A 19,720-nucleotide genomic window follows, 5' to 3' on the forward strand; every position below is an offset into this window, starting at 1 on the left:
TTTATTTGCCGAATACCATTTCATCGGGCAACTCATTTTTATCTCCTTCGAGATAAGGGAAATGTTTTTGCAGTTTCTGGCCTATGTCTGTCAGCGCTTCTACTATGCCGGCGGTCATGTTGCCGTTCTTGAAATGCATGGCCAGTTGTGCGATGGTTCCGTCCCAGTAATTCTGTCCCACAATTTTGTGGATCCCTTCGTCGCCATACACAGCCAGTTTACGGCTGCCCATTGCGATGTAGAGGAGCACGGCATTGCGGTCGCGGGTCTGGTCCATTTTCAAAGATTGAAAAACAGCCATTGCCCTTTCGAGGGGAACGGCTGTTTTACATTTTGTTTCAATATAAATTCTCACTTCCCCGCTGGTGGCCGTTTCTGCCTGGCGGATCGCGTTCACTACCTGCTCCTGCTGTTCGGCGGTGAAATATTCTTTCTTCTTAAAGAGGAAATCAAACATTGAAAAAATTGAAACGGTTTATTGTTTTATTTTCTTGCCGTATCCGGCGCAGCTTTTCCTGCCGGTGCAGCCGAAGTGGGCGCCGGAGTGCTGAAATCAACATTCGGAACGGTTTTCTCTGCTTCTGTTGCCTCGAAGAAAGGTTTCTCTTTAAATCCAAAGAAACCCGCATAGATCCTGTTCGGCATATTGGTGATCTTTGTATTGTATGTTTTTGCTTTTTCGTTGTAACGGCTGCGTTCTGTGGCAATTTTGTTTTCTGTGCTCGACAATTCTGTCTGCAGGTTTGCAAAAGCCGCTGTTGCCTTAAGCTCAGGGTATCTTTCTGAAACCACCATCAACCTGCCCAAAGCCTGCGACAATTGTCCTTGCGCCGCCTGGAACTGCTGCATTTTTTCAGGAGTGAGATCTTTTGGGTCAACTTTGATCGATGTTGCACTGGCCCTTGCCTCGATCACCTGTGTAAGGGTTTCTTTTTCGAAGTTGGCAGCACCTTTTACTGTATTCACCAGGTTACCGATCAGGTCTGAACGGCGTTTGTATTGGTTCTCAACATTGCTCCATGCTTCGGAGGTTTCTTTCTGCAAACCATTCATAGAGTTATAACTTCCGCAGCCACAACCGCCTAAAAGAAGGATCAAACCAACAATGACGATAAGCGTTAGGTTTCTAGTTTTCATGCTTTTGATTTTAATGTAATTTACTTGTTTGTCGTAATACAGTTCGAAATATTACAAAAGAAGTGCCGGGAGGGTAAAAATGGCATTCTGTCATTTTTTTGCCGGTTTCACGTTTAAAAGAAAAGACCGCCATCCCTGGCAGTCTTTCTTTCCATCATCCTATTGCAAATAACCCGATTTAATTGGTGTTGACGCGGCCGGCTTCCGTGTCTGAGCCGGTGCTGCGGTTGCGTACGGCTTTCAGTTTCTGGTTGCCGAAACTGTAAGAGAGTGTTAACCGCAGGTTTCTTGAATCTTCTATATTCCGGAACCCTACGTTGATATCCTGGTATTTGATCAGGCCACGCATCTTCTGGGAAAAAAGAACATCGTTTACGTTGAGCGTGAGTCTTGTCTTTTTGTCTTTGAATGTTCTTTGGATGGCAAGGTTGATGTTTCCGAATTCATTTACGTCGATGAACTCGTCCAGGAACTTAGTAGTATAAAAACCCGATACTTCTATGTTCCAGCCTGTTGCCGGTTTATAGGCGACCTGCCAGTAAGCCTGCCAGTTCCACACAGAACGGTTGTACAATCCGCCGAGGTAATCTGCCTTGTAATGGTTCAGGATGAGTTGATTGCCGCCGTAGCCGCTGATCTTCTTTCCGAAATTCAATGGAAAGTTTACTTCAAATACAAGGTTATCGAATGCCGCGAGGTTCTCCGGTGTGGTATAGGTGAGATTGCCATCCTGCTTGGGCGCATCGTTAAAGATGATGTCTTTGGTTTTGTTGTAGCTGATGGAAACGAATGGTTGATTCTGGTAAGACAATGTCCATTTAAAAACATCCGAAACCTGCGGCCTGATCAACGGGTTTCCTTTTGTATAGGTCAGCGAATCTATGTATTGCACAAAAGGGTTCTGCTGCTGGTAGCCTGGCCTGCGCACCCTCCTGCTGTATTGCAGCCCGGTTGAAAAATCTGCGCTTACCTGCCTTGTGATAAAAAGAGATGGAAACAGTTGCCAGTAGTTCCTGTCGAGTACCCGTACGCCGATGTTCGTTCCTTTTGCGATGGTTTGTTCGGCGCGCAGGCCGCCGATGAATTCCCATTTTTTTATTTTCTGCTGGAAACTTCCGTATACCGCGTTCAGGTTTTCCGAGTACTCGAAATCGGTGCTGCGCGATGGATCGACCACACTTCCTTTTTTGAAGGTGAGGTAATTGTCGATCGTTGCAAAACTTGATTTTATACCCAGCTCAAACTTTGCATCCTTGCTGATGGGGTTGGTATAATCTATTTTCAACACACCAAACCTTACCGGGTTGTTTACAAACTGGTTTTGCAGGTAGGTGTTTGATGAAGAAAGTTGGGTAACGATGTCGTTCGCGTTCCGGATGCCAAACCTTGAATAATCGAAATCGATGTTCAGGTCCCTGCCCGTGCTGTCGAATGTATGTTTCCAGTTGATGTCTGCCGCAAAATTGTTGTTCGTATTGTTTTTATTGTTCAGTGTGTTGAACTCGCTCACCACGTTTCCCGATGCCACATTGAACTGTTGCGTAAGATTGAGCGCATCAGACAGCCTGCTGAAATCAGAGCCGCGTATAAGAATACCGAATGTATTTTTCTTGTCTGCGTAGAGATCAATGCCCGCACGGTAATTCACCGAATTGCGCGAATTGTCTTCTTTGTTGATCTGTAAGAAACGGTTCGGGCCGATGATCCTGTCGTATTCGCCGTAGTCAAAACTGTTCCTGTATACGTAGCTTACGCTTCCGTATACATTGATCTTTCCTTTGCGGTGGTTGAGTGATAACGAAGGGATCAAACGGTTGTAGCTTTTGTCGATACCAAATTCTCCTTTTTTATAAAGGCTTGTTCCCAGGGTCAAAGAAGCCGTTCCGTTTGTGCCGAGGTTGGCATTTTTTTTCAGGATGATGTTGATCATGGCGCCGCCGGTTGCATCGTATTTTGCGCCCGGGTTTGTGATGAGTTCGATCTTTTCGATGTTTGAGGCGCCCATGCTGGACAGGAGAACAGACATATCGGTATACTGCGATAGCTTTCCATCGATCATGATATTCACATCGCTTTTGCCGGCGAGTTTTACCTGGTCGTTGGTCACCATTACACCGGGCACCTTCTGTAGTATTTCGAGTGCGGTTGAGCCAGCGGCGGTAGGACTGTTCTCTACATTCACCACCAGTTTATCGGCGCGCTGTTCAAGAAAGGGTTTGGTTGATGTAACCGTTACTTCACCAAGAGAAAAGGCTTGCGGCACCAGTTTCATATCGGGAACGGAAACGGTATTGTCTGCCAGGGATATTTTGTTGTTGGCCTTTTGATAACCCAGCATTTCGATCAGCACATAATAATTACCGTTCCTGATGTTTGCGAAGGAATACGAGCCGTTTTCGGTGCTGAGTGCAGAAGAAACGAGTGCAGAATCTTTTTGCTGGCGCAACAATACCACGGCGCCCTTAACAGGTTTGTTTTTTTCGTCTGTTATCTTTCCTGTGATGGTTTGTGCATGCAGCAACTGGCATATACAAACGGAAACGACGAAGGCGAGGCCATTTTTCATACAGCAGTGTTTGCCGTTGAACGGAGGGACCGGGGAAAAGTTACAGGTGGATTTAAATTATGGGAGGGAGGTTGTGAAAGAGGTTAAACCGGCCAAAGGTTTAACCTCTTTAACTGAAACAGTTTTCTACCCGTTAATTGCCGCGATGCCCGGCAGCACTTTTCCTTCAAAATATTCGAGAAGTGCGCCGCCGCCGGTGGAAACATAGCTGACCTTATCGGCGAAACCGAACTGGTTTACCGCGGCCACGCTGTCGCCGCCGCCTACCAGCGAGAACGCGCCGGCTTGTGTTGCCTGGGCAACAGCGGTAGCGATGCCCTTGGTGCCGTGCTGGAATTTTTCCATTTCAAAAACACCCATCGGGCCGTTCCACAAAATGGTTTTGGAGCGTTTGATGCAGTTGGTGAATTGTTCGCATGCGTTCATGCCTATGTCGAGGCCCATCCATCCCGCGGGAATTTCATTGCTGGGGGCCGAAGAGATATCGGCATCTGCCGCAAACCGGTCGGCGATCACGGAATCGGATGGAAGGTGGATGCAAACTCCTTTTTCTTCTGCTTTCTTTAGAAGATCCCTCGCAGTGTCCAGGCGGTCGTCTTCGCACAGAGAGCTACCGATCGATCCGCCTTGCGCCTTCATAAAGGTGTAGGCCATTCCGCCGCCGATGATGATGTCTGTTGCGCGCTCCAGCAGGTTTTCAATGATGAGGATCTTGTCGCTCACTTTGGCGCCGCCGATGATGGCGGTAAATGGTTTTTCGCTTTGGTGCATTACTTTTTCTGCGCTTGCCACTTCGCCTTCCATTACCAGCCCGAACATTTTTTTATCGCCCGGGAAGAATTTTGCGATCACCGCGGTAGATGCGTGTGCGCGGTGTGCGGTGCCGAATGCATCGTTGATGTAGACATCGCCCAGTTTGCTTAGTTTTTCTGCGAATGCCTCGTCGCCTTTTTCTTCTTCTTTGTAGAAGCGCAGGTTCTCGAGGAGCAATACTTCACCGGGTTGCAATGCGGCCGCTTTTTGGCTGGCCTCTTCGCCGATGCAGTCGTCTGCAAATTTTACGGTGGCGCCGTCGAGTAATTTTATGAGGTGGTTTACGAGGTGTTTGAGGGAATATTTGTCTGAAGGACCGTCTTTGGGCCTGCCCAGGTGACTCATCAAAACAACGCTGCCGCCATCGCCCAATATTTTTTTGATGGTGGGGATGGTGGCTTTCATCCTCGTATCATCGGTGATGGTGAAGTTTGCATCCAGCGGAACGTTAAAGTCTACGCGGATCAGCGCTTTTTGATTTTTGAAATTGTGGTCTGTGAATTTGCTCATGGGATAGAATTTTTCTTTTAGGTGCCTTGTTCCTCTGCTAAGTTAATCCTTTAATGGGATAGGTAGAAGCGGCCAATGCCAGTATCCGCTAAAGAAAATAATAATATAACCGGGAACGGCGCAAACGGCCGGAGAGAAAGCATCACCTGACCGGCACAAAAAGCCCCGGCTGTATTTGCCGGGGCCCTACTTATTTGTATTTGCTGAATGCTGATCCGGACGCTGAAGTGAGTGACACAACAGGTGCCGGGCAGGATTACCACTGCTGGTTACGAAAAAGCATTGACCTGTTTATTTAGAGATCAATCCTGCAAAGTATTTCACTGTACGAACGAGCTGGCTTACGTAGCTCATTTCGTTGTCGTACCAGCTTACTGTTTTTACGAGTTGGGCATCGCCAACGGTCATTACCTTGGTTTGTGTGGCATCGAAGATGGAGCCGAAGTGCGTGCCGATGATGTCGGTGCTTACGATCTCGTCTTCGTTGTAGCCAAAGCTTTCGTTGTTGGCGGCTTTCATGGCTGCGTTAACCTCTTCTGCCGTTACTTTTTTATTGAGGATGCTGCAGAGTTCTGTGAGCGACCCGGTGATGGTTGGCACGCGTTGTGCGCCGCCATCGAGTTTGCCTTTGAGTTCGGGCAGTACCAGCCCGATTGCTTTTGCGGCGCCCGTGCTGTTGGGAACGATGTTCTGAGCCGCGGCCCTGGCCCTGCGCAGATCGCCTTTCGGATGCGGGGCATCGAGGGTGTTCTGGTCGTTGGTATAGGCGTGGATGGTGGTCATGATACCGGTCTGGATCCCGAACTGATCGTTGAGCACTTTCGCCATTGGCGCGAGGCAGTTGGTGGTGCAGGAAGCGCAGGAGATAATGTCTTCAGAACCGTCGAGGATGCTGTGGTTGACGTTGTAAACAACGGTTTTCAGGTCGCCGGTTGCGGGTGCGGAGATCACTACGCGTTTTGCACCAGCTTTGAGGTGAGCGGAGGCTTTTTCCTTATCGGCAAAGAACCCGGTTGATTCGATGACAACATCAACCCCGTGCGAGCCCCATGGAATCTGGGAAGGGTCTTTCTGCGCGTATATTTTAACGGTATCACCGTTCACAACAATTGAATCTTCTGTGGAGGTAACGGTAGCGCCTTCGAAACGGCCCTGGGCGCTGTCGTATTTCAATAAATGAGCCAATACCTGCGGACTTGTTAAATCGTTGATGGCAACTACTTCAATTCCTTCCATGTTATAGATCTGGCGAAATACCAAACGGCCGATACGTCCAAAACCGTTGATGGCAACTTTTACTGTACTCATTGAATTCCGTATTTAATGATTAAGAAATCGAAAACGAGTTGCAAAATTACGATGATTGGAAAGATTTGTGGTGATAAATTTTGATGAAGGATCGGGGGGCGGGAAGCATGGATGATCGACCGGGAACGATAAAACCAGGTCCATCGAAGCGTAAAAAACCGTGAATTCGCACAAAAAACGCCGTATGACCGGAGACCGCCCCGGTGAAACCCTTGAAAACATTGGGCTTCCTGATTTTTTTAAAAATGATTTGGCAGAAAAGGGAGTTGCGCCTATTTTTGCGTCCCGATAAGAAAAACGGCCGGTTCGTCTATCGGTTAGGACAGCCCCCTTTCACGGGGCAAAGACGGGTTCGATTCCCGTACCGGCTACCATACGGGACAATTCGAAATTATGATCGATTTGTCCCGTATTTTTTTTGTCCAAACCCTTGTCAATGCTGTATACCAGCCGCACTACCTCATTCTCCCGGGTGGTTCGAAAATCAGTTCCATCAAAAACGAACTTTTCCGGAAAGATCGAACCTATGATCCGTCTCCTTCCGTCAATACTGCCTTTTTCAAAGAAATAACGCAGGTTCATCAGGTTATCGATGGATTGCTGGAGGAGGGTATCGATCTGTTCGAGCCGACCGGCAGCCTGGATCAGCTTATTTTCCAGCTTTTCGATATCGGCATCACATTCTTTTTTAAACTCCGCAAACTCCATTTTAGAGATTTCATCCATCATAAATTTCCCCCTGGCCCTTTTCATTTTCTCATGTAGCGCGTCAAGCCGTTCGGTCAGGTGACTTTGCTGTTCCGATTTCTTTGCCCAATCGCGTTGGTACAAACCTTTGATCACAAACTGGAAAAGAATGGCCATTCCGGGCCGTGCGGCGTATTTCATCAGGTGATCCGCAAATGCCTCGTTGACGAAAGCTGATTTGAAACGGGTTCCGCAGCTGTAATGACAATGATAATAGGGGTATAACTTATTCTTTCTGCCAACCGACGCACTCGCTGTTAAATTCTTGCCGCATTTGGGACAGATCAGGAAGCCGCGCAGAATAAAATCCTCACTGGTAAAAATAGTCGTGCGTTTGGAGCGCTTTTTCTTCCCATTCAGGAAATCCTGTACATCATAAAAAAGTTCCTCAGAGATGATCGCCTCATGATTACCTTTTACGTGGATGTCCGGTTCATCCTTGTGTGCTTTTACCAATATTTTTCCGCAGTACACCGGATTTCGCAGAGAACGCCACATGGTGGATTTCGTAACGCGCACACCACGCAATTGCGCTGCCTTCAGGATTTGCTCCACATGAAGTTTTCCTTCTGCCACCTGTTCAAATACCCAACGGATGATAGCGGCTTTAGGCTCGTTGATGGCGATGTACTTTTTGCCATCCTCTGTTGTCTTGTTTACATAGCCGATCGGAGCGCCTGACATCCACCTTCCTTCTTTACGCCCACGCCGCATACCATTGAATGTATTGAGGGCACGGCGATCATTTTCGACTTCCGGCGCAGCTAGATAAAACGCCAGCATGATTTTGTTTTCAGGAATGTCGAGATCCAGCGGCTGCTCCACTGCGTGCGGTTCTACACCATACTTGCGAAGCGTGTTGATCATCTGGTAAGCATCGCCCGCGTTTCTGCTGAATCGGTCCCATTTGATAAACAGGATGCGATCAATCTCGCCTTTCTTCTTTTTCAATCCGTCAAGGAACCGGATCCACTGCGGACGGTTAAAGGTTTTTGCGGAATGGTCTTCATAAATAACATTGCGTACCGTTATGTTCTGCAGTACACAATATTTGCGCAAACGTTCTTCCTGGTCACGTTGCGAATAGCCTCGTTCGGCCTGTTCATCCGTACTCACACGGATGTAGAGATCTGCTGTCATGATTCAAAAATTTGGTCAAGGATTATTGTGGCCAGATTAATCATGAAGGAGAGTATGATTCGGGCCTCATCTAGAGTTACTAAGGTACCGTTTTCCGTCAATATTTCCATCACTTTTTCAGGTGTCAATTCTTTCATTTCTCACAGTTTCATGTACACAAAAAAACCGGCTGTCAAACGCCGGTTACAATTTCCTGAAAGACACTTCTGCCTTCACATATTCGTTCTCTGCAGGGGTGTATCGGATATATCCAAAAGCAGCCAGATCTTTTATCCGTACGAGGTAAGTGTCCCGCTTCCGGAACTTGGCATACCGCATGATTTCAAAGGCAGCGACCTGCATCACAACCGGTTGATCGTGTAGCTCCCACAGATGCAACAGCGCGAGGTATACCACAATATGACCAGTACCGATCCGTGGGTCTTCAGCGATGGTATCAAAGAAATCGCAAAGCACCTTACTTGTTTATATCGCTCCGACGTTTCTGTATCCGCCGTGAATTTTTAGTGAGCAGTTTCCCCTCGGCAACGCCACTTCCAGATCCACCACCCGAAGACTTTTTCACCAGCAGTTTCTTGCGCGCATGCATTTGTTTCTCCATCCACCGGCTGCTTAGAAATCTTACCGCATCATCAAAAGTGATCAGCACCGTTTCATCATAAAAATGGAAACGCTCACTGATCTCCCATTCACTTTTTAAGGTCGCGAGCTGCGAGACCATCGGCTCCAGCGATGTTCCACTCCAGTATTTGTATTTTACAATATCAGCAGCATCGACAGTCTCTTGCAATTGCACCAACACTTCATGCGCCCGGTCAATCGTTGCGCTGTCCAGTGGGACGATTTCATTTTTACCGGATACAAGTAAACGCCAGTCCAATGCGCCCATTGATTGATCGAGCGCAGCCAGCTCCGTAGGCACCAACACCTGCTTACGCAACGTAGCCGAATAATACTTCAACGCGTATTGGTCATCAGCTCTCTCTGCATGCACCACAAAATGAAAGCTATCACTCCCAACAACCCGCGAACAAAACACATCAAACGCATCCGCGCCAAAACATACATTGCATCGCAACACAGTTTCCACCGCCGGCTCAAAACCCAGCTGTACCAGCCGGGCTTTGAGCGCCAGAATATTTTTCTCGTCCATAAGTGCTAAGAAATTTTGCGCGAACGCGATTGACTATTACGGGGTTTCTTATCAAGCAAGCCATTCGAAGGCTTGTTCTTATCCAGCAGGTTTTTCTTTTCGTATTTAACTCCGGAATCATTGAGCACAGCCTCCTGTCTCGCGGCATCCGCAGGGGCCTGGCCATATTTTTGTTCCACTTTCTGTGCAGGATAAAACATCGGTTCCCCCTTAAGATCATACATGTTCAGCGTACGAAGCATCGGGTTGGCAGAAAGCACCACCGGAACTTCTTTGCCATCTTTCAGAAGTGTGGCCTTTGTTTCATTTCCCTTCTGCAGTGACTTCATGAGACCTTTCATCTGGTCGTCGTACTTCATTCCTTTAAAATCCATCCGCCCGATCGCTTCTTTCAAATCGAATCCCCAGTTTGCGGAGAACTGGCGCAGTTTGGGATAACCCGTACGTTCATCCATTTTTTCGTGATCGATGCGAAGCCACGCTTTATAAGGTTCTCCATCCTTGGGCGTAAGTTCTTTGAAAACGGAACGGCTGTTGAGCAGGTTGCAGGCCTCTTTAAAAGTTACATTCTGACCCTTGCCATTGATGTAGATGAACTGCGAACGGTTCTTGTCTTCACGCAGCAAAGTGGCGATATAGTGGTTGCAGAAATAAGCCTGCTTTCCATCTTTTTCATTGTGCCTGAAATGGATCACCGCCTCCATTTTGTCACTCCCAAACTGGTGTGTAGCATTCAGGCTGAACTCAGGCAACTGCTGTTTCATTCTCTCTTCCAGCTGTCCGGCAAGCCCTTCACCAAATCCAAGGAAAAACAATTGGTTCTTTAAATACTCGAGGTTGTCTGCATTCATAACGATTGTTTTATTTTTTAATAATTCACCCATGGTATAAAGTTTTTCTTCGGCTACCACGGAAATTTCTTCAACAGGCTTGTACACAACTCCCGGCATTACCGATTCAACTTTTTGCTGAAAGTCTTCAAGGCTGTTGATCCGGACCACTTTCCATTTTTCATTCTCGCGGTCAGGATCAAATGCAAAATCTTCTGCGTCCGAAGGATTTGTAAAAAACTTCAGATCATCTTCGTGAACAAAAAGCAAAGTATTGTTGTAAGCCGCCCAATGCTCCTGGTTAGCCATTGCCACGCGGACCTTGTCCCACACTTCCGGCGAGATCAAATCAGGAACTTCCATAGTTTAAAATTCTTTGGCAAGCATGACCTGCCTGTTATAAGATTTCAGGTAGAGGTGCCTGCCCCCATTTCGCTCGAGGATTTCAATGGCGAAGTGTTTGTCGTCAGGCACGGTGAATTTGTCCAGCGCCACGATCCACACGCGCGAACTGTGCGCTGCTATGGTGATGGTGTCACCTTCCAGGTGAGTGGAGCGAAGGATGATCTCCTGCAACGCGGTTCTTTTAACAACAGAATTATCGCGGATATAGAAATGCAACTGGTCGATATCATAGCCGATCTGTGAGCGGTTCTCAATTTTCAGTTTGCAAAACATATTTGCCCCACGCACATACCAACCCAGTAAACGCAACGACATTTTACTTGCTGTGAAAGTCAAACCCACCAGGTTTGCTTTCTGTTTGAGCACATCTTCGCAGACCGGCGCAAGCACATGTTTGGCAGGCACGGTTGCCTCATGATCCACATACACGGAAAGATTGGCGGGATTGGAATTGTAACGGACCAGGATCGAGTACAATTTCCCTGCTGCAGTCACCACTGTTAAATTGGTCTCTACCAAACTGTCCGCAGCAGCTTTCACCTTCAGAATGTTCTCCGTCGATTTCTGCACAATAATGGATGTACTTCCGCGATCAATCGAAACAATCGCTGAGCCAAAAACAACGCTCGTCGTTTTCTGCACAGCCACTTCAATGCGCAGCAGAGAATCGCTTTGCCCGATCGACTCAAAACAACACAGCATCCCGATTACCAAACCGCACACACGCATCCTATTTCGCATTTTCATCTTTCAGCAGGACTTTATAATTCGCTTTTACCGTAACCCGCACCAGCTTCACTTTCTTTGTCAGGAGACCTTTCGCGGCACTGATCCCGGCCGCAGTAGCCTGTGCCTTCAGACTCGGATCCATGTTCACGATACCCAATGACTGCACTGCCTGTTCTCCGGATTGTTTCGCCACTTCTCTTGTGGCTGATCCTGGCACATAGATGCCCTCAACACCATCCATGTCAAACAGCTTCAATGAAACCGGGAACAGATGATTCTCAAACTGGATCGCAGAGACAGAAACATGCAGCCGCTCTTCCTGTAACGCTGCAATACCATACACAAAACTTCCCACCGGAACCTGCACCCCATTTACGAATACATGGTTGAGCAATCGCAGCTTCACAACGCTCCCATTCTGCAACACCTGCCCACCATGAATGGCCGCCGCAATCTCGCCAGCTGCTGCACCAACAGTACCCGCATCATCCGATCCATAAAACCCGCTGCGAACTGTATCAGTTTTCCCAAAATAACTTGCGCTCTCAGAACCGCTTACACGCACGGAATAACCAACCGGTTTTTTCTCAACCACTCTTTCCTTCACTCTTTCAGGGTGCTGCACATCCAGTAACTTTTCGAGCGTGCTATTGATCGCCTCCATCTCTGGGTCGCTTTGCCTTTCCTTCACAACCGGAATCTCGCGGGTCGAAACATCTTCAAAAGCAATTGGTTTTCGTACAGGATCGCGTAAGGAAGTCTGCAACATCCTTAAACGCTCATTGATCTTCTCTTGCTGATCATCGATCTCTCCGCGCGAAGCGAAAGACGTATTGAGCTTCCCTGCTTTCGCTACTGGCTTTTCCTGCATCGGTGAAAAATTAGGATCCATCCTGATCTGCTCACCCCGCTTCACCGAATCACGATCAGCCATCGCATAGAAACTCATCTTGTCAACCATCGATGTTCCCGCATTCTTAGCATCAGGCAACTGCGTATTCAATCCGCTCTTCACCGGCGCTGTTCCAGCAGCAGCACCAGATCCGCCTCCCAGTAACCAGAATACGATCGTCACAAATGGCCACATGATCAAAGGAAGTGCCACCAGAAATTTTCTGCGTTTCAAAAATTGTTGTGAATGTTCCATACTCATCTTGTTTCTGTTTTCAAATCCCTGTTCTCAACTGTCTCCCATTTTTCCACCAGGAAACCATGCGGATTGTGATCACTTCGTGCCACATTTCTTAAATATCCCTGTGTAACCAAACTACGGATGACAATACTTGTTGGGCGGATAATCGATAGGGTACCATAACAGCGGAAAGCAATCGGTGAAACACGCGTGTCTACCAAAACGCTGTCAACACTGATCTCCTGGCTGATGTCACCGGATATCACGCCGGCATAGTAGCCGGTTTCTTTCAGGTTATCATACTGTCGTTTCGCACTCACATCAGCGAGGTACAAAGCCCGGCGTAGGTTTCCTTCTATCACTTTCTCATCCGGATCGAGTGAAAAAAAAGCTGTGTGAAAAGTCCGCACATGATCCCTCGCCTCTACTGAAATATTCTCACGACGCGATCCTGAAAATGCTTCAATCGCCTTGTCGCCCGCCATCACATAAATCCTGTCCGACAACCGCGCCGACAATTCATAACTCTTAAAGAGAACAAAACAACAAAGCAGGAAACAGCAACACACCAGCACCAGCGTAAAACCCCTCACATAGCGAAAAGCCGAGTCTACGTTCTTCAACTGCCTGAACATCACTTTCCACCGATTTTATCTTTGAAATAAGCATTGCTGGTGGCATTGTCTGCCATGTTCCCGCTCATGCGTGAAGCGCTGTTTCCATATGCGTCTGCTGCCATGGTTCCACCACCCGTGGCCGCTGCGGCTGCAGATTTTGTTGCCGAAGTAGCAAACGAACTGATCTTATGCACGAGCGCATTACCGCCACCTGCATTCACGATATAGTTCGCAACGGAAGGCACAGTGAAGTAACCTACGATGGCAATCAGCAGGAATACCAGGTACGCTGTACCCGTCATATCATAAGCGCCGGTCGATGCGACTTCCGCAAGGATCATGTTCTCCTGGATCTTCGCGATCATCGCACCAAAGATGTTCGCGACCGGCAACCACAGAAACACGTTTACATACCGCGCAAGCCATACAGTAACGGTGTGATGAAACCCATCATAAATACTGATTGCAAAAACAAAAGGCCCGAGAATCGAAAGCACAACCAGGTAAAACGTACGTATAGTATTGATGCAAAGTGAAGCTGCTTCGAAAACAAGCTCCAACAAGAAACGGAGCAGTTCACGTATCCAGTTGGCAGGGTTCAACGCACCAAGCCCCATCGTGCTCGAATCTTTCAGCAGCAGGTATTTTTCAATAGCAGCGTTCGAATTCTTCACCATCGCTTCCGTTCCCGCAACCGTTGGCTGCAACACGCCATTGATGAGCGCCACCACTGAAGGAAAAACCAGGATACAAAACCCCAAAACAAAAGGCCTCAGCAATGCATATAAATCCACAGGTTCTGCATTCGCCATATGCCGCCAGATGCGCATACCGATAAACCACAATGCTCCAAAACCCGCAATCAAACGCGACACACCGATCAGCTGTGCACACAAAGGCATCATTTCCCGGTAGAGTTGATCCAGTATCAAATGCAGACTTTTCATCTCAGTTCTTTATACCGTTTAATGTCTTCATCTCCTTTACATCCTTTTGTCTCTGGCCGCGCAACACCATCAATGCATCATTCGCTGCGTTCAACTTCCTGGCTTCAGCAAGCAGGTTTGCCATCGAATCACCGATCCTGTCAATGGCCGCAATCCGCTCGGCATCACTCATCCGGAGTTTACCGGGTGTGACTACCAACAATAGTTCATCCAGATGTTTCACACTTTCATTAAGCAGTTTGAATCCTTCACTTTGTCTCGCAGAAAGTTCAGTCAAACTAAAAGCCTTGCTCGCAACACACCGCAAGTATCCTGCACGGTTGTCTTTAATAAGCAGTTCCTGCGTTGCTGAGATGTATTCAATCTTCCCATAGTTCTTTACCGGTGCATTGACTGCCATCAGCCCATCGAGGTGATTTTTGTGCAGGTCAAAATTTCCCTTTGACACATTAATCACAAGATCATAGCCTTTTAAGAGGGTGTGATAACCGTTAACCATTGACTGGTACATGGCCTTCAACTGGGCGAGCTTCTGGATATTGAGTGCCAGCTGTTCCAGTTCCCGCACCTGGGCCGAAGACCTAAAAAATACCAATACCAATAGCACATACAACACAACTTTCCTTTTCATGGCTTTCCAATTAGTTTTCGCATTCTCTCAATGTTTGCTTTGTCCGCGATCCGCTTGTCGTTGACCTGTAGAACATCATAATTCACACGCCGCATATCGGCCAGGCAGGAATCCATCGCAGCAGCGGCGCATGCGACCAGTTCCAACCGTGCACCATCGGTCATAGAAGTCTTACCGGATGCCAATGCCAACTGATCCAGGCATGCTAAACTTCGTTTCAGTATCCCTGAGTGCATAACGCCGATCTGTTGCATCTCCGAAGCAGTATAGAGTGACCGGACGGATAGCAGACGCCTGGCCTCATTGTATTCCTTTACGATGTCAACCTGGCTTTCAACAATACCTGCTGCCTGCTGGAACCGTAAAACAGAACTTCTCACTGTTTCCAACTCCTTGAAATAGTTGTCATACTGGGCGCGCTGCTTATCCGTCCAGGATCTGATCTCATCCAGCTTCAGTGCATGAAGTTTATTTTCCATTTCCTTTTGCGCGTTCTGCAACCACATCGTCTGCAGTTGAATCTTCTGCACCTTCAGGTCAATCGCCTTGATCACTTTGGCGACAATGGTTCCGATGATCGGGATCTGCGCAGGTACAGTAGTGGAAACAAACAATAGCGCACATAACAACAGCGCTTTAATCCCCGCCTCCATACTTCCAAATTTTTTCGCTGCTTGCATCACTTTCATCTTTTCCGTTTGCTCCGTTGTATAACACAAATGCTCTTCGGGCGACACCTGTATCCTGTACACTTTGTTGTGCGTGGAGAAATAAGCTTCTTTGTATTTTTCACCAGACGCATTCGCCTTGTTGATGGACAACACCTGCTCCGTCTGCTTGTCACTGAATCCCAGCAACTCCTGCACCTGGGAAAACTTGTTCTGGTACTTGGATTGATCCAGCAGTATCTTACAATCACAGTTGTTGATGATCGAATTCTTGACGATCGCAGATGAGATCATGTCCTCGATCTCCTGGGACACCAGCCACAATTCGCCAAAGTATTTGCGGATTGTTTTCACCCAGTACTGTATCGCTTCTTCCATACTTTCACGCGCGAGGGCTTTCCATACTTCTTCCAGCAGCAACACTTTTCGTATCCCTTCCAGCCTCCGCATCTTAGCGATAAAAACATCCATCAATATGATCGTTACCACGGGAAACAGGATGGGGTGGTCTTTAATGTTATCCAACTCAAACACAATAAACCGTTGTGACAACAAATCCAGGTTCTCAGTAGCGTTCAGCAGGTAATCAAATTCACCACCTATGTAAAACGGTCGCAGTACATATAGAAAATTGGAAACATCAAAATCTTTTTCCTTTACTCCCTGTTCAGCCAACACACCAACAAACTCACGACTTAAAAATTCGTAAAATGAATCAAAGCACCGGAACGGGATCGTCGCAGCATAGTACAACTGTAAGGCGTTTGAAAGTGCGACATATTCCGAGCGGTTAAATCCTTCATCGTCTTTTTTCCATAGCGCGATCAGCAGGTTCTTCAGACTTTCTTTCTTCTCTGTATCCAACACATCCGAAGCACCCAGGTGAAATGGATTGAAAGAAATCGGCGTGGTTTCTGAGTAAGTGAAATAAGTACCACCCAACATTTCGCACAGACCACGATAGGAATGTCCCACATCCACGATCACCACATGCGAACCGCACTCGTAATAAGAACGCACCATGTGATTTGTCAGATAACTCTTACCGCTTCCCGAGGGCCCGATGATGATCTTGTTCCGGTTGGTGATTATGCCGCGACTCATCGGCTCATCCGACAGATCGATATGCAGTGGTCGTCCGGAAATTCTATCACTAACACGCAAACCGATTGGGCTCGGAGAAGAACGGTAATTGGTCTCCAGGTTGAAGAAGCAGGACGCCTGGTTTGAAAATGTATAGAAGGTTTCATTCCCTGGAAAGTCGGCCCCGTTACCGGGAATACCCGCCCAATATATTTGCGGAGCGCCCACGGTTTCGATTTTCGGAACAACATCCATTTGTGCCAAAGCCGCAGCACAAAGATTTCGTAAATGGCTTACTTCCTCTTTCTTCTCCGTCCACGCCAGCACATTGAAATGCGCCTTTACTGGCATTCTGCCCGCAACAACTGCTTCCTGTAGGAAAGCATCTGTAGCATCCCGCCCGATTGCGTTCTCACGGCTGTAAGCAGACAAACTCTGCAAACGCAGTTTCTTTGATTCCAGTTTTTTGATCGCTGCCTCTCCATCACCGGTAAACAGGTATTGGCTGTACACATGATTGCACGACAACAACTGACCAACAGGGGAAGCAAACCCGGTACTGAATTTTGTCCGGTCGGTTGAATACTTTTCCAACGTGATGCGGGGCCCGCAGTGCGAAGGCAGATCTTCTGCATGCGCCATCGTAAACAATGCACAATGCTTCTCACCAATCTGTAACCCTCCATCAAATGAAAGATCACGCAACACCAGATCGGTGCCGAGGTTCAGGTAACGGTTCACAGCTGCTACCAGCTCGCTGTTACCCATTCTCTTCATCCGTACCAATCCAGTGTCACACAAAACCCTTTCAAACTGTCCGCAAACTTGAGCGAATGAATCAAAGAACTTCTCGTCCAATGTGTCTACCGGAACAATGTGTTTACGCAGAAGCGTCGAGAACGCGGAACTGGGAACCACACGCCCCCTCGGCAGCTTCGTTAAAAACAAAAAACAATCATGATCCAGGTAAGGCCGTTCGTGAAAAAAACGCTCACTGCTCCGCGATAAAAACGAATGCGCTTTCTCAAAATCACCCGCATGCCGTCCTTCTGTAAACAAATCCTGTTTATACAAAACAGCATGCGAAGGCAGCAACTTAATCGCCTTTATCCATGCGTGATGAAACGATTCATACTCCGCAGCGCACATTGAAAAGATCTCAGGCAATTCTACCCTGTAACCGATCGTGATGTCTCCCATCTTCGAAAGGATCGCATCATTTTCGACCGCCCAGATCGGTAACATTTCGTTTACTTTTCTCATCGCACAAATTCTTTCTTATACTTTGGTCACTCACACCTTTCAATCTTTTCGGAACTGACTTAAACGCAATCGCCTTCATCAACCCATGCTCACCATATTTGCGGCTTAGTCGATATACCAACACAAACAATCCACTTCCCAGCACACCAATAACAAAGACACAAACACCCATTGAGACACCAGCCAAATACATCACCGCAAACAACAAGAGCAAACCGACGATGCCTCCACCGAGCCACCAGATCCACTGCGCTTTTAAACCTTTGAACACAACAGGTTTACCAATGCCCTTGTTGATCTCATACACACTGCTCATAAACCGTCAGCAGGGATACTCAAAAGATGCTGAAACACGACATTCTTCACCGCATAATCGAGTTGTACATTTTCTTCCATGTCGGCGCGCAATGGCATCTCCTCAAACAAATGACCGCACAATCCGATCAACTGTATGATCTCAAAACGAAGGGTTCCAGAAGCAAGCAGCTGATCAAACTCTTCCGGGAACTGGTCTTCCAGCAAATCACGCATGTAGTGAAACCGTGAAGGTTTTAAGGATGCCGTCATCAGATCGAGGAACTCACCATCCGGGATTCGACCAGGTTTAGAATGTTGAAGGACAAGCTCCACGTCATGAATCTTTTCAAGCACCCACGCATGCAACGCATCATCCTCATCAAGTTGTTGTAAAAGTTCAGGATTGTTTTCCCGGATATAGCCCAGTAGCAGGCCCTGTAGTTTGTCACTCATAATCGTTTCCTCCGTTGTTTGTTCGTCTTTCTTATTTTCTTTTCGAGTAGTTTGACCGTCGGCTGCTTTTTCTGCAGGACCATCCCGCTCTCATGGATAATGTACTGTTTGAGTAGTTGGTCTGTCTGCGCCTTTGATTCTTCAGCACTGATCCACCCATCTTCTTCGAGTTTCCACAATACGCCCAATGGATCCATTTCATGCATGGGTGGCAGCGTAATCTCTACGGCATGTTTGCACGCATCAAATTCTTCCCGTGTTCCCGCAAACAGGTTTTTCATTTTCCGGTCAAACCCCAGTTTTAACTCACCCGTTGTTATCTCGTAGAGATGATCGAGGTTGATGCTGTTTGCCCAGTTGTCAATATCACGAAACTGGTTCAGGCGCAGGTCGAGGTAAAATTTTGTTCCGCCTATATCGATGATCGGTAATTGCCTGGCTCTCCTGCTGCTCATACCTAAATTCCAAAGAAGGCTTTAATCACTGTCACCACAACCACCAGGAATACACAGCTGCCAAACCAGGCCGCTGCCACCTTGCCCGTATCGTGATCACCCGCATTCCATTTCTGAAACACCTTCACCGCACCGATGAGTCCAACGATCGCACCAACTGCATACATCAGTTGCGTTCCGCTGGTGAAATAACTTCTCACCTTAGTATTTGCATCCTGTATACCCGCGTTTCCATCCTGCGCATGTATAAACTGGCAGACAAAAACAAACACGATCACATACAACAATCTTATTCGCATCATCACTCACACATTTCCTTGTTCTAAAAAAGCTCCACCCACCCCTCACACCAATCTCTTCACAGTGGATGGAGCCATTCAATTAATCCCTCCACAACAACGCAAACTGCTCTTCTGCTATCGGCGCTAAACCACAGATTTCCATTTCATCCTTAATGAAAAGATTGATACGCGACTTAAACTCCGTATCCCGCAGGATCAAATAATTTCTCACAACCTGTTGCAGCCCGAAAAACAACTCGTTTTCGACAATCCTGTCCTCTGCTGCTTTACGGATCACTACACCCAGTTCACTTACCAGCTCGTGGACCAGTTGCATCGGTTCAGCAATCGCTGCCACCGGCCGTTCGATCATTTCATTGAGGGCGTCAGGCTTTCCAAAAAACAGATTTCGCATCTCAATGCGGTAGTAGAAGACAAGAATGACAATTGCATAACCAAGAACAAGAAAGCCGGTAAGAAGGAAGTAATTGGTCCAGCTGAAAGAAGTAAACATTTGCTTTGCCTTTTGTTACACAAAGCTATTTTGGGATCACC

The 19,720-nt window shown here is 47.4% G+C and carries 19 protein-coding genes, 1 tRNA gene and 1 pseudogene; 2 read left to right on the top strand and 19 right to left on the bottom strand.

The window, feature by feature from the left end:
• Position 1: 1 nt before the first annotated feature.
• The 5 genes from GWC95_RS15255 to gap form a co-directional block, all read right to left on the bottom strand.
• Entirely contained in the window at positions 2-457 is a 456-nt protein-coding gene (locus tag GWC95_RS15255; protein WP_161819576.1) for a TPM domain-containing protein, read from the bottom strand.
• A 26-nt stretch (positions 458-483) separates the two neighbouring features.
• The gene (locus GWC95_RS15260) at positions 484-1,137 is read right to left on the bottom strand and encodes a LemA family protein (protein WP_161819577.1); all 654 of its coding nucleotides are present in this window, start codon (positions 1,135-1,137) and stop codon (positions 484-486) included.
• A gap of 178 nt (positions 1,138-1,315) precedes the next feature.
• Positions 1,316-3,703, bottom strand: coding sequence for a TonB-dependent receptor (locus GWC95_RS15265; RefSeq protein ID WP_161819578.1), 2,388 nt, complete (start codon positions 3,701-3,703; stop codon positions 1,316-1,318).
• A 126-nt stretch (positions 3,704-3,829) separates the two neighbouring features.
• Positions 3,830-5,026 (bottom strand): phosphoglycerate kinase, encoded by a 1,197-nt coding sequence (locus GWC95_RS15270; protein ID WP_161819579.1) that lies wholly within the window; start codon positions 5,024-5,026, stop codon positions 3,830-3,832.
• Between the two features lie 291 nt (positions 5,027-5,317).
• Positions 5,318-6,334 carry a type I glyceraldehyde-3-phosphate dehydrogenase gene (gap, locus tag GWC95_RS15275; RefSeq protein ID WP_161819580.1) on the bottom strand — a complete coding sequence of 339 codons (1,017 nt, stop codon included), beginning with the start codon at positions 6,332-6,334 and terminating at the stop codon, positions 5,318-5,320.
• A gap of 299 nt (positions 6,335-6,633) precedes the next feature.
• Between gap and GWC95_RS15280 the strand changes: the two genes are divergently transcribed.
• Both GWC95_RS15280 and GWC95_RS19625 read left to right on the top strand, forming a co-directional pair.
• Positions 6,634-6,708 (top strand) — tRNA-Glu (locus GWC95_RS15280).
• Positions 6,709-6,727: 19 nt separating this feature from the next.
• Complete coding sequence (locus tag GWC95_RS19625) at positions 6,728-7,099, top strand: hypothetical protein (RefSeq protein WP_202630301.1); 372 nt, start codon at positions 6,728-6,730, stop codon at positions 7,097-7,099.
• A gap of 351 nt (positions 7,100-7,450) precedes the next feature.
• Here the strand turns inward: GWC95_RS19625 and GWC95_RS20080 are convergent.
• From GWC95_RS20080 to GWC95_RS15350, 14 genes and pseudogenes are all read right to left on the bottom strand, one after another.
• Positions 7,451-8,221, bottom strand: a pseudogene (locus GWC95_RS20080) (recombinase family protein); the annotation flags it as partial.
• Positions 8,222-8,678: 457 nt separating this feature from the next.
• Positions 8,679-9,374, bottom strand: coding sequence for a hypothetical protein (locus tag GWC95_RS15290; protein ID WP_161819581.1), 696 nt, complete (start codon positions 9,372-9,374; stop codon positions 8,679-8,681).
• A 5-nt stretch (positions 9,375-9,379) separates the two neighbouring features.
• Positions 9,380-10,567, bottom strand: a complete 1,188-nt coding sequence (locus tag GWC95_RS15295) for a hypothetical protein (RefSeq protein ID WP_161819582.1) — start codon at positions 10,565-10,567, stop codon at positions 9,380-9,382.
• A gap of 3 nt (positions 10,568-10,570) precedes the next feature.
• Positions 10,571-11,350 (bottom strand): conjugative transposon protein TraN, encoded by a 780-nt coding sequence (gene traN, locus GWC95_RS15300; protein ID WP_237722172.1) that lies wholly within the window; start codon positions 11,348-11,350, stop codon positions 10,571-10,573.
• Positions 11,340-12,485: a conjugative transposon protein TraM gene (traM, locus tag GWC95_RS15305; protein WP_161819584.1), complete on the bottom strand. Its 1,146-nt coding sequence runs from the start codon at positions 12,483-12,485 to the stop codon at positions 11,340-11,342. The genes traN and traM overlap by 11 nt, the downstream gene beginning before the upstream one ends.
• 2 nt (positions 12,486-12,487) lie before the next feature.
• Entirely contained in the window at positions 12,488-13,105 is a 618-nt protein-coding gene (gene traK / locus GWC95_RS15310) for a conjugative transposon protein TraK (RefSeq protein ID WP_161819585.1), read from the bottom strand.
• Positions 13,105-14,034: a conjugative transposon protein TraJ gene (locus tag GWC95_RS15315; protein WP_161819586.1), complete on the bottom strand. Its 930-nt coding sequence runs from the start codon at positions 14,032-14,034 to the stop codon at positions 13,105-13,107. The genes traK and GWC95_RS15315 overlap by 1 nt, the downstream gene beginning before the upstream one ends.
• A 1-nt stretch (position 14,035) precedes the next feature.
• Positions 14,036-14,665, bottom strand: coding sequence for a TerB family tellurite resistance protein (locus GWC95_RS15320; RefSeq protein WP_161819587.1), 630 nt, complete (start codon positions 14,663-14,665; stop codon positions 14,036-14,038).
• Complete coding sequence (locus GWC95_RS15325; protein WP_237722173.1) at positions 14,662-17,661, bottom strand: TraG family conjugative transposon ATPase; 3,000 nt, start codon at positions 17,659-17,661, stop codon at positions 14,662-14,664. The genes GWC95_RS15320 and GWC95_RS15325 overlap by 4 nt, the downstream gene beginning before the upstream one ends.
• Positions 17,633-17,995, bottom strand: coding sequence for a DUF4133 domain-containing protein (locus tag GWC95_RS15330; protein WP_161819589.1), 363 nt, complete (start codon positions 17,993-17,995; stop codon positions 17,633-17,635). The genes GWC95_RS15325 and GWC95_RS15330 overlap by 29 nt, the downstream gene beginning before the upstream one ends.
• Positions 17,992-18,429, bottom strand: a complete 438-nt coding sequence (locus GWC95_RS15335; protein WP_161819590.1) for a hypothetical protein — start codon at positions 18,427-18,429, stop codon at positions 17,992-17,994. Before GWC95_RS15335 ends, GWC95_RS15330 begins: the two co-directional genes overlap by 4 nt.
• A complete protein-coding gene (locus tag GWC95_RS15340; RefSeq protein WP_161819591.1) occupies positions 18,426-18,884 on the bottom strand; it encodes a hypothetical protein in 459 nt (152 codons plus the stop codon). The genes GWC95_RS15335 and GWC95_RS15340 overlap by 4 nt, the downstream gene beginning before the upstream one ends.
• A 2-nt stretch (positions 18,885-18,886) precedes the next feature.
• Positions 18,887-19,186: a DUF4134 domain-containing protein gene (locus GWC95_RS15345; RefSeq protein ID WP_161819592.1), complete on the bottom strand. Its 300-nt coding sequence runs from the start codon at positions 19,184-19,186 to the stop codon at positions 18,887-18,889.
• Positions 19,187-19,265: 79 nt separating this feature from the next.
• Positions 19,266-19,679 (bottom strand): hypothetical protein, encoded by a 414-nt coding sequence (locus tag GWC95_RS15350; protein ID WP_161819593.1) that lies wholly within the window; start codon positions 19,677-19,679, stop codon positions 19,266-19,268.
• Positions 19,680-19,720 lie beyond the last annotated feature (41 nt).

It is taken from the genome of Sediminibacterium roseum, assembly GCF_009939005.1.
GTDB lineage: Bacteria > Bacteroidota > Bacteroidia > Chitinophagales > Chitinophagaceae > Sediminibacterium > Sediminibacterium roseum.